Source organism: Nocardia sp. CC227C, assembly GCF_030767025.1.
Taxonomy (GTDB): Bacteria; Actinomycetota; Actinomycetes; order Mycobacteriales; family Mycobacteriaceae; genus Nocardia.
On sequence record NZ_JASITE010000009.1, the window covers coordinates 277983 to 292526 of the forward strand.

The window sequence follows — 14544 nt, forward strand, 5'->3', positions numbered from 1 at the left end:
CGGCCGCCGCGAACCCGCACGCGCTCCCAGCTCAGGCGTCGTCAGCCAAAGGCAATGGGCAAGAGGGCGATTCGCGGCACGCCAACAGATCGTCGCACCCGGCCGCGACCGCCGCGCGCAGCGTATCGCGTCTGGCGGTGAGCTCGGCCAGCGCGGTGTCCACCTCGGCCAGCTTGGCCTCGGTTCGCGCGCGCAACCCCACACCCGGCCGCCGCCCGACCCCGGTGGCCCCCAGCAGATCCGCGATCTCGTCGAGGGTGAACCCGAGCCGCTGGGCGGCCTTGATCAGGCGCAGCACGCTCACCGTCCGCTCCGGATAGAGCCGATGTCCACCCAGGGAGCGGTCCGGTTCGGCCAGCAGCCCGCGCCGCTCGTAGTAGCGCAAGGTTTGGATGTTCACTCCGGCCGCGCGCGCCACCTCCCCGGTCCGCAGCCCCGTCATGCCGGCCTGCCCGCGCGCGCCCGTGCGGCCAGCCCGTCGAGCACGTCGACTCGCTCGGGCGGCACTTCTATCACCATGTGCACCGATCGCTCGCCAGCCGTGGTGAATTCGAAGGCGAAGAACGAGCAGCAGCCCGACTCCCTCGCCGCCAGCTCACGAGCCCGCGATTCGGCGGCGGCGTCCATTTCCAGCCGCAGCCGCGTCGGCGACACGCGGTCGACACCCCGCACGGCATCGCGGAAGAGCGCATCGAACTCCGCGACCCGCAACGGCTGCCGCTCGGTGGGCAGCGAGCACGCGTCCACGGCTACCCACGATCCATCCGGCGAACCAGCCGCTGCCGGATCGGTATCCGCGTCACCGCTAGTCAGCGATTCATCAGCCATGACCTGCACCTCCCGCCTGGCCGAGAGCCACTCGACCCGCACACCCAGGCTAAGCCTGTACCCGGGTACCGGCTGCAACCCCGACGGTCCGAACACAGCCCGACAGTACGTCGGGTGAACCGCCGTCGCGGATGCACCGGTGCCGTCGCGGCCCGGTGGTACGACGACACCGGTACCTCGGCGTGTCACGACGCGGAGACCGGTCGCGGCATCCGGGCTGCCGATCCGGCCAGACCAGCCAGCACCGCCGCGCCCGCGATCACGTACCAACCGTGCCGGTAGGCCTCGAGGGTGGCGTCCGGTCCAGCGGGCGAGCCCAGTACCGCCACGAAAACCGCTACGCCGATCGCCAATCCGAACTGTCGAGCCATGCTCAGCACCGCTGATCCGGTCGCGAAGCGCTGCGGGGGCAGGGCCGCCGTGCCCGCGGCGAAGCTGGTCGGCATGGTCAGGCCGACGCCGAGGCCGGTCACCAACATACCGCCGAGCAGTCCTCCCACATAGTCCGGCGTCAGCGTGATCGCCGCTGCCCACCAAAGGATTCCGGCCGCGAACACGATACCGCCCGCGGCGATCACCGAGCCGACTCCGAGCTTGGCGATGAGCCGTCCGGCCAGCACCGCCACGATCGGTACCACCAGCGGTCCGGGCGCGATCGCCAGGCCCGTCCGCAGCGCGGACCATCCCCACACCTGCTGCGCCCACAGCACCGCCGACAGCAGCATGCCCGCGAAAGCGATATTGAACAGCAGTGCGTTGCCGATCATCAGGGCGAAGTTGGGCAATCGCAGCAGGGCCGGATCGACGACCGGACTGCGATGTGCCCGCGACGACATCACGAACGCGACCGCCAGCGCGACGGCCCCCGCGAAACCGCCCAGCACACCGGCCGAGACCCAGCCCCAATCCTCACCCTTGACCAGCGCCAGAATGAACGCCGCCACCGAGCCGATGAGCGTGAGCGCACCGAACAGGTCCGGCAGTCTCCCGCCGTCCCCGGCCGGATTCGGCAGCAGCCGCAGCCCGACCACCAATGCCACGATCCCGATCGGGACATTCACCAGAAACACCCAGCGCCAATGCACTTCGACCAACAGCCCGCCGAGAACCGGCCCCAGCGCCGCCCCGAGCCCGCCGAAGGCCACCCACAATCGCACCGCCATGGCCCGACGTTCCGGCGGCGTCGCCGCCAGCACCAACCCCAGCGAGGACGGGGTCAGCACGGCCGCGCCGACCGCCTGCAACACGCGAAACGCCACCAGCGCACCGGTATTCCACGCCACCGAGCAGAGGGCCGATCCGAGTACGAACACCCCAAGCCCGATCAGGAACGTGGTGCGGCTACCGCTTCGGTCGCCCAGCCGCCCCGCGGGCACCAGCAGCGCGGCGAATACGATCGCGTACGCATTGAGCACCCATGACAGCCCGGAGATCTCCGACCCGGCGAAATCCGCGGCGATCTCGGGGAGCGCGATATTGACGATGAACAGATCCAGGCTCGACAGCAGCACCCCGACCGCGACGATCCCCAGCACGGCCCGAGGCGACACCGTGCGCGGATTCTTCTCCACCACAACACTGTTCACCGAGCGCTCCTGATTCATCCGAGCACCCGACGTGTCTGCCGGGATTGAGCGAGCAGACGACCCTCGCGATCCCGGATATCGACATCATCCACCGACCAGCCGCCCGAGGTCGAGACGTTGGCAGCCTTCACGAGCACCGGCTGCGCCGGAGCCGCGGCGAGATCGGTGTGCAGATACAGCGACATGGCGACGGTCGGAACCGCCAACGGCGCCCGAAGCATCGGAAAGATCCCGGGCGGCAGCGCATCCGCCAGCACTGCCAGCGCCGCCGCATCGGTGTCCAGCTCCGGAACCAGGGAGATCCACGCGCACATCCAGGCTTCACTCGACCCGGTCAGCGGCAACGGCCCAGCCGCCGGGCGAATATCCAGATGCGCGCCCACGGGCACGATCTCCGGCGGCAGGGCGAACCGGGCACACCGCTCGGGAGCGGGGACGTCGATCGCTTCCACATTCGAACGCTCGAGGGCGCCGGTCCCACTGCGCCCCGACGGATCTCCGCGCCCATCACGGTGCGCGACGCCCGCGGGCTCGCCGCGGCCGACTCCTGCGGCGGACTCCCTGCCCCGAACTGCCTGCGTCGCACGGGAAGCAGCTGTCGACGACGACCCGGACTTCGCATCATCCGCCCCCACCCGATCCGGCTGCCGCCCGCGAGTTCCGATCCGCCCCAGCGTGATCGTTCCCGCCACCACGGCTGCCCCGCCCTGGCGCGCCGTCACATCCACGACCGTGGTGCTCCGACCCACCGCATGCACGGTCGCGTCGAACCGGAACCTGCCCTCCCCGGGCCGCCCCAGAAACCGCGTATCGACCGCCCGCACCGCGCCCCCATCAGGTGCGGCCATCCGCGACACCTCCACCAACAGCCCGGCGATCACGCCACCGTGCGGACCCGTCCACCCGCGCCAGGTTCCGTCAACCGTCGCCTCCCAGGCTCGCGGCCCGGTCTCGGTGAGCGCGAACACCGTCCGCACCGACCGCCCAGTGAGTTGCATCATGAAACGGACCATAGGCCACTGAGTCTCTTCAAGCAACCGACTAGGCTTTCCTCATGCGCCGAACCAGCTTCGAGGACATGAACTGCTCCATCGCCCAATGCCTGGAAGTGGTCGGCGAATGGTGGACCCTCCTGATAGTCCGCGACGCCCTCTTCGGCGTCACCCGCTTCGACGACTTCCGCACCCGCCTCGGCATCGCCCGCAACGTCCTCACCCAACGCCTGGAGCATCTTGTCGCCCACGGCGTCCTGACCAGGACGCCCTACCAGGACAACCCGATCCGCTACGACTACGACCTCACCGACAAGGGTCGCTCCCTCTGGCTGGTCCTCACCGCCATGCGCCAATGGGGCGACACCTGGTCCGCCCCCGACGGCCCGCCCGTCGAAGCCGTCCACGTAACCTGCGCCCACACCATGACCGTCCAACCGGTCTGCTCCGAATGCGGGGACCCGCTCACCGCCCGCGACATCCGCCCAGCCCTCGGCCCCGGCGCCCACACCCCCGACCTACTCCCCCACACCCCCGCCACTCGACCTGAGGGGCCCTAGACCGCGTTGTGAACAACAACGGCTCGGCCCGCAGCCGCCCGCCTTCGATGCCGAGGACGACAAACTCCGTCACGCCGCGGTCAGGCTGACAGGATGTGAACCTGCTACCACTTGCCGTTGAATCGGTCGCGAGCGAATGCGAGTGACTCGGTGATGATCTGTTCGGCGTCGTAGTCGAGGAGTGCGACATGGTAGGAGCGGGCAAGTTCGCGCACCGTGACGGGTCCGTCGCAGCGGTCGGCGAGCCTGCGCGCCGACGACGGGTCGACCACGTGGTCGTGGCTGCTGACGAAGATCGGCGTCGGTGTCGTGAGCGGATGGGACGACCGGCGCCGAGACGACCTATCGGGCGTTGCGCGATCAGGTCGAGGCCGTGGCCGCAGCGCTGGTCGCGCGAGGGCTGGAGGTCGGTGGGGTGGTTGTGGTGCACGTGCCGAACGTGCCCGCTTTCGCCGCGGTGCTGCACGGTGTGCTGCGGGCAGGTGGACCCGGCGACGCATCCGGCGGTACTGCCGTACTCATCGGGAACGACCGGCGATCCCAAGGAGGTGCTGCTGACGCATCGGAATCTGGTGGCGAATATCTGTCAGGTCGAACCGCTGTCCCGGATGGGCGCGACAGATCGGATCATGGCCGTGCTGCCCTTCTCCCACATCTACGGGCTCAACCTGATCCTCGACACCGCATTGCGTCGGCGGGCGACGCTGGTCACGATGGCCCGGTTCGAACTGGCGGAGTTCCCGCGGATCAGCGCGACCCAGCGGTGCACCTATCTGATGATCGCGCCGCCGATCGCGGTAGCACTGGCCAAAGACCCACGGGTGGACGACCACGACCTGTCGAGCGTGCGGGTGGTCATGTCCGGCGCGGCCGCTCTGGACGGCGAATGGGCAACGCCCTCGCCGCACGGTTGGGCTGCCGGGTCCATCAAGGCTACGGGATCACCGAGATGAGCCCGGCCAGCCACGGCATCCGCGGACGGGAATCGAAATCGATTACCCCGAAACAGGACTCAGCACTCCCGGTGAGCTGTGCTGCAAGGGGCCCAACATGATGCCCGGCTACCTCGGCAATGATGCCGCCAACGCCGAGGTCTTCGACGACGACGAATTCCCGCGTACGGGCGATATCGCGGTCGTCGACACCATTCCGAATCAGTCACCGGCAAGATCCTGCGGAAGGACTTGCGCGACCTGGAACCGCTCACCGACCGCGGTTGCCACCGACCCGCGGGCCGGGTCGGCGGCAACCCCGCACAGCAAATCCCGGTCGCTACGCGGAGGCGGTGATACGCCGATCGATCGCCCCCAGGACGAACTCACCCCAGCGAATATTCTCCTGCTCGAAGGAAATTCCGCGCAACAGTGTCAGGTAGGGGCCGATCCGCTCGACCTCGGCGAGGTAGGCGTGTTCGCTGCGGCCGTCCAATAGCCGGGTGCGCAGACGTTCGTAGCGGGCCAGTTTCGCCCGCGACCATTCGATCCGCTCGGCGACCGACGCCCGCACCGCCGGAGCTTCGTCGGCGTCCATGCCCTGGACCTTCACCATCATCTCGTCGCGGATGGCGGTGGGTTTGGCAGGCGTGTCGATGAATTCGCGCAAGGCCGCGCGTCCGGCCGGGGTGATGGTGTGCAGGCGTTTGTTGGGGCGACGCTCCTGCTGTACCACGCGGGTCTCGATAAGCCCGTCGGCGGCCATCCGCTCCAACTCCTTGTACAGCTGCTGCGGCGTCGCCATCCAGAAGTTGGCGACCGAGGCATCGAAGCTCTTGGCCAGCTCATAGCCGGACGCCTCGCCGTCGAGCAGGGCGGCCAACACCGCGTTACGTAGCGCCATCCACCCAATCTAGCACGCATCGAGATTATTCAACTTTTTGTCCTTGCGCGCCTGGACACGTCCGCTCTCTCCCGCTACGGTTCGAGTTACCTATTCAACTAATTTAGTGCGAGAGGTGAGGGGAATGCATCCCTTTCGAGCGGCCGTGGAGGCTCGTGACGAGGCCGCGGTCGAGGCGCTGCTGGCAGACACCGTGGTGTTCACCAGTCCGGTGGCGTTCCAGCCATACCGCGGCAAGGCGATCACCGCTGCCATCCTGCGCGCCGTGATCGGTGTCTTCGAGGACTTCCGCTACGTGCGGGAGATCGCCGACTCGGGCGGACGTGACCACGCGTTCGTGTTCGAGGCGACCATCGACGGTAGGCAGATCACCGGCTGCGACTTCCTGCATATCGACGATGCCGGCAAGATCGACGAGTTCATGGTCATGGTCCGCCCGCTCTCGGCGGCCCAGGCGCTGGCCGCGCGGATGACCGAGCAGTACGAGCGCATCAAGGCCGAGGCCACCGCACAACTCTCCCGCGAGGGGGCCCAGGCGTGAACGACTACGACGCGATCGTCATCGGCGCGGGCAATGCCGGACTGACCGCCGCCGCCACCCTCCAGCGCGCGGGCGCGCGCACCCTGCTGCTGGAGCGCCACAATGTGCCCGGCGGGTGCGGAACCTCGTTCCGGCGCGGACGTTTCGAGTTCGAGGTCGCCCTGCATCAATTGTCCGGTGTCGGTGTGGAGGACCAGGCGCTGTCCCTGCGCGAAGGACTGTTCACGCAGCTCGGCATCGCCGACAAGTTGGAGTTCGTGCGGGAACACGACCTGTACCGCGCGGTGATCCCCGGCCGGTTGGATGTGACCCTGCCCGCGGACTGGGACGGCGCGATCGACGCCATCGAGGCCGAGTTCCCCGGCAACCGCGACCGGGCGGCGCGATTCTTCGACCTGATCAAGCAGGTGACCTTCTGGCAGATCGCGGCCATGCGCGGTATGCCGGTCGAACAGCTCGACCCGGTGCTGTTCACCTACGGGGTGCGGCCGCTGAAGGACGTGCTCGACGAGTACTTCGACGATGACCGGCTCAAGACCGCACTCGGCATCTACTGGACCTACCTCGGGCAACCCCCGTCGAAGCTGGCGTTCCAGGACCTGGCGCTGACCCTGTTCGCCTACTTCGAATTCAAGCCCTGGCATGTGCGAGGCGGCTCACAGGCCATGTCCACGGCCATCCTCGACACGTTCCTGCACGCCGGCGGGGAGGTGCGGTTCAACACCGGTGTCGAGGCCATCCTCACCACCGCCGGGCGCGCGTTCGGGGTGCGGCTCGAGGACGGCACCGAGATCACCGCCGACGACGTGATCTCCAATGCCTCACTGCCCACCACCTACGGCATGCTCGACGGCATCGACATCCCCGCCCCGGTACGAGACGACCTGTCCACCAGGCGAATCGGGGTCTCCGGATTCGTGCTGCACATGGGCCTGGACGCCTCTCCCGCCGAGCTCGGGTTCACCACCAGCACCACGTTCGTCAACCGCGACAGCGACGACGACCGCACCTACGCGTCGTGGCGCTCGTTCGAGCCCGCCCGCGGAATCTGTGTCAGCTCCTACGATGTCGCGCCCATCGGATTCGCCCCCGCCGGAGCCACCCACATCAGCCTGATGACCCTGCAGTACGCCGACATCTGGCGCAACGTCGAACCTTCCGAGTACGCGCGCACCAAATTCGCCTACGCCGAAACCCTGCTCGACCTGTGCGAGACCATCACCCCCGGCATTCGCGACGCCATCGAGGAAGTCGACGTCGCAACGCCTTTGACCATGATGCGCTATCTCGGCCACCCCGGCGGGGCGATCTACGGCTACGACCAGGACGCCACCGAGGGCTGGCTGTTCCGCAACAGCGAACGCCGAACCCATGTCCCCGGACTGTATCTGGCCGGGTCCTGGGCCGGAATCGGCGGTTTCCAACCCACTCTCGAAGCGGGCGCGCGCGTCGCCCGCCGCCTGCTGCGCGCCAAAGCCGCGTGAACGGAGAACAGTCGTGAAACACCCTCTCGCCCAACGATTCGACGGCGCGGCCGCGATCCTCGCCGAAATCGACGCCCGCATCCCCGACACCCGCGACCACCTCGCCGACACCCGCGCCACCGTCGACACCTACCACCCCAAACGACTACAACTGGCCGTGGCCGAGATCATCGCCGAGACCGCAACCACCACAACCTTCCGGATGCAAGGTGTCGACCAAGTCGACCTGCCGCCATTCCTGGCCGGACAGTACGTCAACGTATTCGTCGACGGCACCAGCCGCCCCTACGCCATCTCCTCCTCCCCGGCCCAGCGACGCCACTACGACCTGACCGTGCGTCGCGTGCCCAACGGCCGCATCAGCAACCTGCTCATCGACACCGTGCAGATCGGACAGGTGCTGACCACCACCGGGCCGATGGGCACCTTCCACCACAATCCGCTCTTCCACGGCGACGACGTCGTCTTCCTCGCCGGCGGCTCCGGGGTCGCACCGGCGATGAGCATGCTGCGCGAGATCGTCGACCTCGGTCTGGATCGCACATTTCACCTCATCTACGGTTCCCGCGAGGCCTCCGATGTGATCTTCCGCGCCGAACTCGACACCCTGACAGCCGCGCACCCCGGTATCACCGTCGACCATGTGATCGCCGAACCCGATGCCGCGTGGACCGGTGCCACCGGGTTTCTCACCGCCGACACCATCACCGCCCTCGCCGGTGAACTCAATAACCGCATGGTGTACGTGTGCGGCCCGCAGGCGCTCTACCCCTACGCCCTCGACCAGCTCACCACACTCGCACACCCCCGCAAGCGGATTCGGTTCGAGGCCAACGGCGCTCCCAGCGACCCGACGGCCCAACATCATTGGCCGACCGGCGCCGATCCCGCAGAGGAGGTGACGGTCACCGTGCGCGGAACCTCGTTCCGCACCCCGCGCAACCGCCCACTGCTGGACGCGCTGGAGGACAACGGCATTCGTCCCGAGGCAGCCTGCCGCTCCGGCGAATGCAGCCTGTGCCGGGTGCGCATCGTCAAAGGCGAGGTACACACCGCCACCGAAGCCGCGCTGCGGCTGTCGGACGCGCAGTTCGGCTACACACACTCCTGCGTGGCCTATCCGATCAGCGACGTAGAAGTCGAGCTGTGAGTTCCCGCCGAATCGACCGGCCCGCACAACCTCCCTCATCGACGTGAGGGTGTGATGGGGGTGGAGCAGCGCGCCGATGTCATCGCACACGCGCTGGATCTGCCCGGCGCAGAGGACACCTGGACCCGCCCGTTGTCGCCCGCATCGGTGACAGCCGCGCCGTGATTGGCCAGCGGGAACAGCGGCACGCGCCACAACTCGGCCAGGGCGAGATAGGAAACGCACACGTTTCTCGGTCACTGGTTCAGGTAAGGCCGCTGGTCGGGCTGACAGGATTTGAACCTGCGACCACTTGACCCCCAGTCAAGTGCGCTACCAAGCTGCGCCACAGCCCGTGGCTACCGCTGTCGCGGTGCCGGATGAGATTACCTCGAAGAGGGGTGGATTCACCTAATCGGGCTGGTGCCGGTGTGTTCGGGAGGTGCGAGGGGTCAGCGGGTGACGGTGATGCCGCCGTCGGCGAGGATGCGGGCTAGGTCGGCGGGGATCGGCATGGGGGTGGTGATGCCGACGGAGGTGCGGCCGGTGTTGCCGAGGGGGGCGCGGCCGAGGGCGGAGCCGATGCCCGCTACCGCCAGGCGGATGATCTGGCCGCGGACTTCGGGGCGGTCGTGGGTGCGCAGGGCGAGGCGGAGCATGTGCCAGTGGGCGCGGGTGTGCGGCCAGGGCCAGTGTTGGGAGAGGATGTGGGCGCGTTCCAGAGCGTGCCAGCTGGTGGCGGGGTCGGTGGCGCGGTGGGCGGTGTCGAGTTCGGATTCGAAGGCGGCGCGGACGGTGGGCGGCATGGGGGCCACGGAATCCTCCTGTGGGGCAGTGGTTCTGTCGTCGACCAGCCTCGTCCGAACGTGGCGGCAGCGCTTGGACGAACCTGCTACGAGGTCGGTTCGATGATCCAGCGGACGTCGCGGAAGTCCGAGGGGGCGATGCCGAACATGCGGTGGCAGACGCGGTTCAGGTGGGAGCTGTCGGCGAAGCCCGCGCCGTGGGCGGCGGCGGTGAGGGTGTTGCCCGCCGCGACCAGATCGATGGCGCGCAGGATGCGCAGCCAGCGGACGTAGGGGCGGAACGGCAGGCCCAGTTCGGCCGTGAACAGGTGGGCCAGCCGGCTTTCCGACAGGTCCACCGCACGGGCGATGTCCGACAGGCGGAGCGGGCCCGAGTCGAGACGGGTGCGCAACAGCGCGACCGCCCGGCTCACGGCCGGATGGCGGTGCGGGGCGGGACCGGGATCCGCCACACCGTGAAATCGGCCGTCCCGCAACCACGTCGGGTCATCGAGCAGCGTGCTCGCGGCGCGGATCCAGGAGTCGAGGTCGTCGGCGTCGGCGGTGCGGCCGATGAGCCGCCGCCCGGTGGCGGAGTCCGGATCCACGAGGACGAGCATGCCGTCGGGCACTCCCGCGACGACGGCGTGCGTGCGATGGGGCGGAATGAGCGCCGCCCGGGCGCGGCGTGCGGTGCCGTGCGCGTCGGCCAGCGTGAACTCCCCCGCATGCGCGATGACGACCTGCACGGTGCGGTGCGCGTGCGGTGCGGCGGTACCGATCTGCCCGCTCAACTCGAGCATCCCGGCCCGCACCCTGACCGTCCCCGACCACATGCCGCGAACTCCCCTCACCGCGTGGGCAGTACGGTGCCGAGCAGCATGTCGCGTTCCGCGTGGACGCGGGCTCGCAGGGCGTCGACCACCTCTGCGACCTCGGGGCGGCGCAGGGCTTCGGGGCGGGTGACGAGCCAGTAGGACAGCCGGACGCCCACCCGGTCGGGGAGGACACGAACCAGGTCGGCGTGGCGGTCGGCCATGAAGCAGGGCAGCAGACCCAGCCCGGCCGCGGCGCGGGTGGCCTCGACGTGGACGAAAACGTTGGTGGAGGAGATGGATTCGCGCATGCCGTGGGCGAAGGCGGCGGCCAGGTCGAGGTCGTCGACCTGGAGCATGGAGTCGATGAAGTAGACGAAGGGCTGGCCGGTCAGGTCGTCGAGGGTGGCGGGCGCGCCGTATTCGGCGAGGTAGGAGCGGGAGCCGTAGAGGCCGAGGACGTAATCGCCGAGGCGGATGAGTTCGGCGCGGCGGACCTGCGGTTTGCCCACCACCACTTCGATATCCAGGCCCGAGCGTTGCAGCGAGGCACGGCGGGTGGCGGCGACGATCTCCAGGGCGACCTTGGGGTGCCGACGCCGGACGTCGGCGACCGCGGGGGCGGCCAGGTAGGCGCTGAAACCGTCGGTGGCCGAGAGGCGTACGACGCCCTCGAGGGCGCGTTCGCCCCGGGCGTCCGGCGCGAGCGAACGCACCGCGGATTCGATGGATTCGGCGGCGTTCAGGGCCTCCCGGCCCAGATCGGTCAGTTCCCAGCCACCGGCACCGCGGGTCAGCACGCGGCCGCCCAACGCCTGTTCCAGCGCGGCGATGCGACGGGAGATGGTGGTGTGGTTGATACCCAACTCCTCGGCCGCGGAGACGTAGCGCCCAGTGCGACCGACGGCCAGCAGCACGAGCAGGTCATCCGCATTGGGGCGCGGAGTGGCGGAGGTCACGACCATTTCTGCATCTTTGCAGATACCTGGTGCGAAAGTGGGCATTGCGGGCGGAGAAATGTGCACGAATACTCTGAACAGTTCGAATCTTGTGGGCCGCATCACAGATGAGGGGTGATGCGGCCGAACGGTAAGGAGAAGTGCGATGAGCGTCGGCGTAGCCGGGCCGCGGCCGGGATCCGATCCCGCCCCCACCGGACTCCGAAGGGTGGTGGCGGCCTCCATGGCCGGGACGGTCGTGGAGTGGTACGAATTCTTCCTCTACGGCACCGCGGCCACGCTGGTGTTCAACAAGGTGTTCTTCTCCGAGAACACCAGCGAACTCGACGCCATCCTCGCGGCATTCGTCACCTACGCCGTGGGCTTCGCGGCACGGCCGTTGGGCGGCGTGGTCTTCGGGCACTTCGGCGACAAGTACGGGCGCAAGAAGCTGTTGCAGCTGAGCCTGCTGCTGGTGGGCGCGGCGACCTTCCTGATGGGCTGCCTGCCCACCTTCGGGCAGATCGGGTACTGGGCCCCGGCGCTGTTGGTGGCGCTGCGCTTCATCCAGGGCTTCGCGGTGGGCGGCGAATGGGGCGGCGCGGTACTGCTGGTGGCCGAGCACAGCCCGAATCGCAGCCGCGCCTTCTGGTCCGCGTGGCCGCAGGCGGCGGTGCCGATCGGCAATATGCTCGCCACCGTCGTACTGCTGGTGCTCACCTCGACGCTCTCGGATGCGGCGTTCCTGTCCTGGGGTTGGCGGGTCGCCTTCTGGCTTTCGGCGGTGGTGGTGCTGATCGGCTACTACATCCGCACCAAGATCACCGACGCGCCGATCTTCCTGGCCGCGCAGCAGCAGGCCGAGCAGGAGAAGGCCACCGGATTCAGCGCGGTCGAGGTGATGAAGCGTTATCCGCGTGGGGTTTTCACCGCCATGGGGCTGCGGTTCGGCGAGAACATCTTCTATTATCTGGTGGTCACCTTCTCCATCACCTATCTGAAGGTGCAGGTCGGGGCCGACACCAAGGTGATCCTGTGGTGGCTGCTGGCCGCGCACGCGGTGCACTTCGCGGTGATCCCCATGGTGGGACGGCTCAGTGACCGATTCGGCAGGCGGCCGGTCTATTTCGTGGGCGCGGCCACCGCGGCCACCTGGGGCTTCTTCGCCTTCCCCATGATGGACAGCGAGCACAATGCGGTCATCCTGTTCGCCATCGTGCTCGGCCTGGTGTTCCACGCCTTCATGTACTCGGCACAGCCCGCGATCATGGCGGAGATGTTCCCGACCCGCATGCGGTATTCCGGTGTGTCCCTGGGCTATCAGGTCACCTCGATCGTCGCCGGATCGCTCGCGCCGATCATCGCGGTGAAGCTGCTGGACAGCTTCGGCTCATCGGTCCCGATCGCGATCTACTTGGCCCTGGCCTGCGCGGTCACCCTCGTCGCGGTGTACTTCGCCCGCGAGACCAAGGGCGCGGACCTGGCCGAGCTCGATCGCGCCGACGCCCGCGACCTGGCCACCTCGACCGATTCGAAGGCGGTGCGCGCGTGAGCGGCTCGGCCACCGGCGATCTGACCGGCCGCACCGCACTGGTGACCGGCGGTGCGAGTGGGATCGGCGCGGCCTGCGCCCGGCAGCTGGCCGGGCGCGGGGCGACGGTCACCGTCGCCGACATCGACGGCGTCGCGGCCAAGGATCTGGCCGCCGATATCGGCGGCAGCGCTTGGGAAGTCGATCTCGGTGACGTCGCGGCGCTCGAGGACCTGCGACTCGACGTGGACATCCTGGTGAACAATGCCGGTGTCCAGACGGTGAGCCCGCTGGTGGACTTTCCGCCGCAGCGGTTCCGCGCCATGCTCGCGCTCATGGTGGAGGCCCCGTTCCTGCTCGTCCGCGCGGCGCTGCCCGCCATGTACGAGCGCGGGTTCGGGCGGATCGTGAATATCTCGTCCGTGCACGGGATTCGCGCGTCGGCGTACAAATCCGCGTATGTCACCGCCAAGCACGCCCTCGAGGGGCTGTCCAAGGCGACCGCACTGGAGGGCGGCCCGCACGGGGTGACGAGCAACTGCGTCAATCCCGGATATGTGCGCACTCCCCTGGTGGACAAGCAGATCGCAGATCAGGCCGCCGCGCACGGCATTCCCGAGCAGGATGTGGTGGAGCGAATCCTGTTGACCGAGAACGCGATCAAACGGCTCATCGAACCCGACGAGGTCGCCGAGCTGGTCGGCTGGCTCACCTCGGGCGCGGCGGGCATGGTGACCGGCGCGTCCTACACCATGGACGGCGGGTGGAGCGCGCGATGATCGAAACGACCGCGGCGCAGTGGACGCCGAGCGCGACCGATATCGCGACGGCGCGCATCACCGACTTCGCACGCTTCGTCACCACCCGAACCGGCCTGGAGCTGCCCGACTACCGGTCGCTCTGGCGGTGGTCGGTGGACGATATCGCCGGATTCTGGCGAACCGTATGGGAGTACTTCGATCTCGGCGAGGTGCCGGGTCCGGCACTGGCCGAGCCGACCATGCCGGGGGCGCGGTGGTTCCCCGAGGCGCGGCTGAACTACGTCGATCAGGTACTGCGCCACGCCCGCACCGACCGACCCGCCATTCTCGACATCGCCGAGGACGCACCCGTGCGCGAGCTGAGCTGGACCGAACTGCTCACGCGCACCGATGCTTTCGCCCGCACACTGCGGGCACACGGGGTGCGGGCCGGGGACCGGGTCGTCGGGTACCTGCCCAATATTCCGGAAGCGGTCGTCGCCTTCCTGGCCACCGCGAGTATCGGCGCGGTCTGGAGCGCCTGCGGGCAGGACTACTCCCCGCAGGCGGCGCTGGACCGGCTCGGTCAGTTGGAACCGGTGGTGCTGGTGACCGCCGACGGATACCGCTACGGCGGCAAGGAACACGACCGGCGGGCCGAGATCGCGGCGGTACGAGCGGGATTGCCGAGCGTGCGGGCCACGGTCGCGGTGTCGCGGCTCGGGTACGCCGTGCCGGAGGCGGTGACGTGGGCGGACGCATCGGCGGGTGGCGAGACC

Annotated in this window: 16 protein-coding genes, 1 tRNA gene and 1 pseudogene; 8 read left to right on the plus strand and 10 right to left on the minus strand. The window is 68.6% G+C overall.

Annotated elements, in window-relative coordinates; translation table 11 throughout:
• Positions 1-31: 31 nt before the first annotated feature.
• The 4 genes from QMO76_RS20490 to QMO76_RS20505 form a co-directional block, all read right to left on the minus strand.
• Positions 32-442 carry a MerR family transcriptional regulator gene (locus QMO76_RS20490; protein WP_306362929.1) on the minus strand — a complete coding sequence of 137 codons (411 nt, stop codon included), beginning with the start codon at positions 440-442 and terminating at the stop codon, positions 32-34.
• Complete coding sequence (locus tag QMO76_RS20495; protein ID WP_306362930.1) at positions 439-828, minus strand: hypothetical protein; 390 nt, start codon at positions 826-828, stop codon at positions 439-441. Before QMO76_RS20495 ends, QMO76_RS20490 begins: the two co-directional genes overlap by 4 nt.
• Positions 829-1013: 185 nt before the next feature.
• On the minus strand, positions 1014-2414 hold the full coding sequence (locus tag QMO76_RS20500; RefSeq protein ID WP_306362931.1) for an MFS transporter: 1401 nt from the start codon (positions 2412-2414) through the stop codon (positions 1014-1016).
• Positions 2415-2428: 14 nt separating this feature from the next.
• Positions 2429-3415 (minus strand): acyl-CoA thioesterase II, encoded by a 987-nt coding sequence (locus QMO76_RS20505; RefSeq protein ID WP_306362932.1) that lies wholly within the window; start codon positions 3413-3415, stop codon positions 2429-2431.
• A gap of 53 nt (positions 3416-3468) precedes the next feature.
• On the opposite strand from QMO76_RS20505, the gene QMO76_RS20510 reads away from it, so the two are divergent.
• Positions 3469-3966 (plus strand): helix-turn-helix domain-containing protein, encoded by a 498-nt coding sequence (locus tag QMO76_RS20510; RefSeq protein ID WP_306362933.1) that lies wholly within the window; start codon positions 3469-3471, stop codon positions 3964-3966.
• Positions 3967-4070: 104 nt separating this feature from the next.
• On the opposite strand, the gene QMO76_RS20515 is transcribed toward QMO76_RS20510, so the two are convergent.
• Positions 4071-4238 carry a hypothetical protein gene (locus tag QMO76_RS20515; protein WP_306362934.1) on the minus strand — a complete coding sequence of 56 codons (168 nt, stop codon included), beginning with the start codon at positions 4236-4238 and terminating at the stop codon, positions 4071-4073.
• Positions 4239-4282: 44 nt separating this feature from the next.
• On the opposite strand from QMO76_RS20515, the pseudogene QMO76_RS20520 reads away from it, so the two are divergent.
• Positions 4283-5112: pseudogene (locus QMO76_RS20520) on the plus strand (AMP-binding protein); the annotation flags it as partial.
• A 126-nt stretch (positions 5113-5238) separates the two neighbouring features.
• Here QMO76_RS20520 and QMO76_RS20525 read toward each other — a convergent pair.
• Positions 5239-5802 carry a PadR family transcriptional regulator gene (locus QMO76_RS20525; protein WP_306362935.1) on the minus strand — a complete coding sequence of 188 codons (564 nt, stop codon included), beginning with the start codon at positions 5800-5802 and terminating at the stop codon, positions 5239-5241.
• A gap of 124 nt (positions 5803-5926) precedes the next feature.
• On the opposite strand from QMO76_RS20525, the gene QMO76_RS20530 reads away from it, so the two are divergent.
• The 3 genes from QMO76_RS20530 to QMO76_RS20540 are packed head-to-tail and all read left to right on the plus strand — an operon-like array spanning position 5927 to position 8977.
• Positions 5927-6343 (plus strand): nuclear transport factor 2 family protein, encoded by a 417-nt coding sequence (locus tag QMO76_RS20530; protein ID WP_306362936.1) that lies wholly within the window; start codon positions 5927-5929, stop codon positions 6341-6343.
• Positions 6340-7827, plus strand: a complete 1488-nt coding sequence (locus QMO76_RS20535; RefSeq protein WP_306362937.1) for an NAD(P)/FAD-dependent oxidoreductase — start codon at positions 6340-6342, stop codon at positions 7825-7827. Before QMO76_RS20530 ends, QMO76_RS20535 begins: the two co-directional genes overlap by 4 nt.
• A 13-nt stretch (positions 7828-7840) precedes the next feature.
• Complete coding sequence (locus QMO76_RS20540) at positions 7841-8977, plus strand: FAD-binding oxidoreductase (RefSeq protein WP_306362938.1); 1137 nt, start codon at positions 7841-7843, stop codon at positions 8975-8977.
• Positions 8978-9235: 258 nt separating this feature from the next.
• On the opposite strand, the gene QMO76_RS20545 is transcribed toward QMO76_RS20540, so the two are convergent.
• The 4 genes from QMO76_RS20545 to QMO76_RS20560 all read right to left on the minus strand — a co-directional run bounded on the left by QMO76_RS20545 (position 9236) and on the right by QMO76_RS20560 (position 11521).
• A tRNA-Pro gene (locus QMO76_RS20545) sits at positions 9236-9312 on the minus strand.
• A 96-nt stretch (positions 9313-9408) separates the two neighbouring features.
• Entirely contained in the window at positions 9409-9762 is a 354-nt protein-coding gene (locus QMO76_RS20550; protein WP_306362962.1) for a DUF3703 domain-containing protein, read from the minus strand.
• An 86-nt stretch (positions 9763-9848) separates the two neighbouring features.
• The gene (locus tag QMO76_RS20555) at positions 9849-10595 is read right to left on the minus strand and encodes an AraC family transcriptional regulator (RefSeq protein WP_306362939.1); all 747 of its coding nucleotides are present in this window, start codon (positions 10593-10595) and stop codon (positions 9849-9851) included.
• Positions 10592-11521, minus strand: coding sequence for a LysR family transcriptional regulator (locus QMO76_RS20560; RefSeq protein ID WP_306362940.1), 930 nt, complete (start codon positions 11519-11521; stop codon positions 10592-10594). The genes QMO76_RS20555 and QMO76_RS20560 overlap by 4 nt, the downstream gene beginning before the upstream one ends.
• Before the next feature lie 217 nt (positions 11522-11738).
• Between QMO76_RS20560 and QMO76_RS20565 the strand changes: the two genes are divergently transcribed.
• The 3 genes from QMO76_RS20565 to QMO76_RS20575 all read left to right on the plus strand — a co-directional run.
• Positions 11739-13046 (plus strand): MFS transporter, encoded by a 1308-nt coding sequence (locus QMO76_RS20565; RefSeq protein ID WP_372342026.1) that lies wholly within the window; start codon positions 11739-11741, stop codon positions 13044-13046.
• Positions 13043-13804: a 3-hydroxybutyrate dehydrogenase gene (locus QMO76_RS20570; RefSeq protein WP_306362942.1), complete on the plus strand. Its 762-nt coding sequence runs from the start codon at positions 13043-13045 to the stop codon at positions 13802-13804. Before QMO76_RS20565 ends, QMO76_RS20570 begins: the two co-directional genes overlap by 4 nt.
• A partial coding sequence (locus QMO76_RS20575) for an AMP-binding protein (protein ID WP_306362943.1) occupies positions 13801-14544 on the plus strand: 744 nt, incomplete at its 3' end. The genes QMO76_RS20570 and QMO76_RS20575, both read left to right, overlap by 4 nt.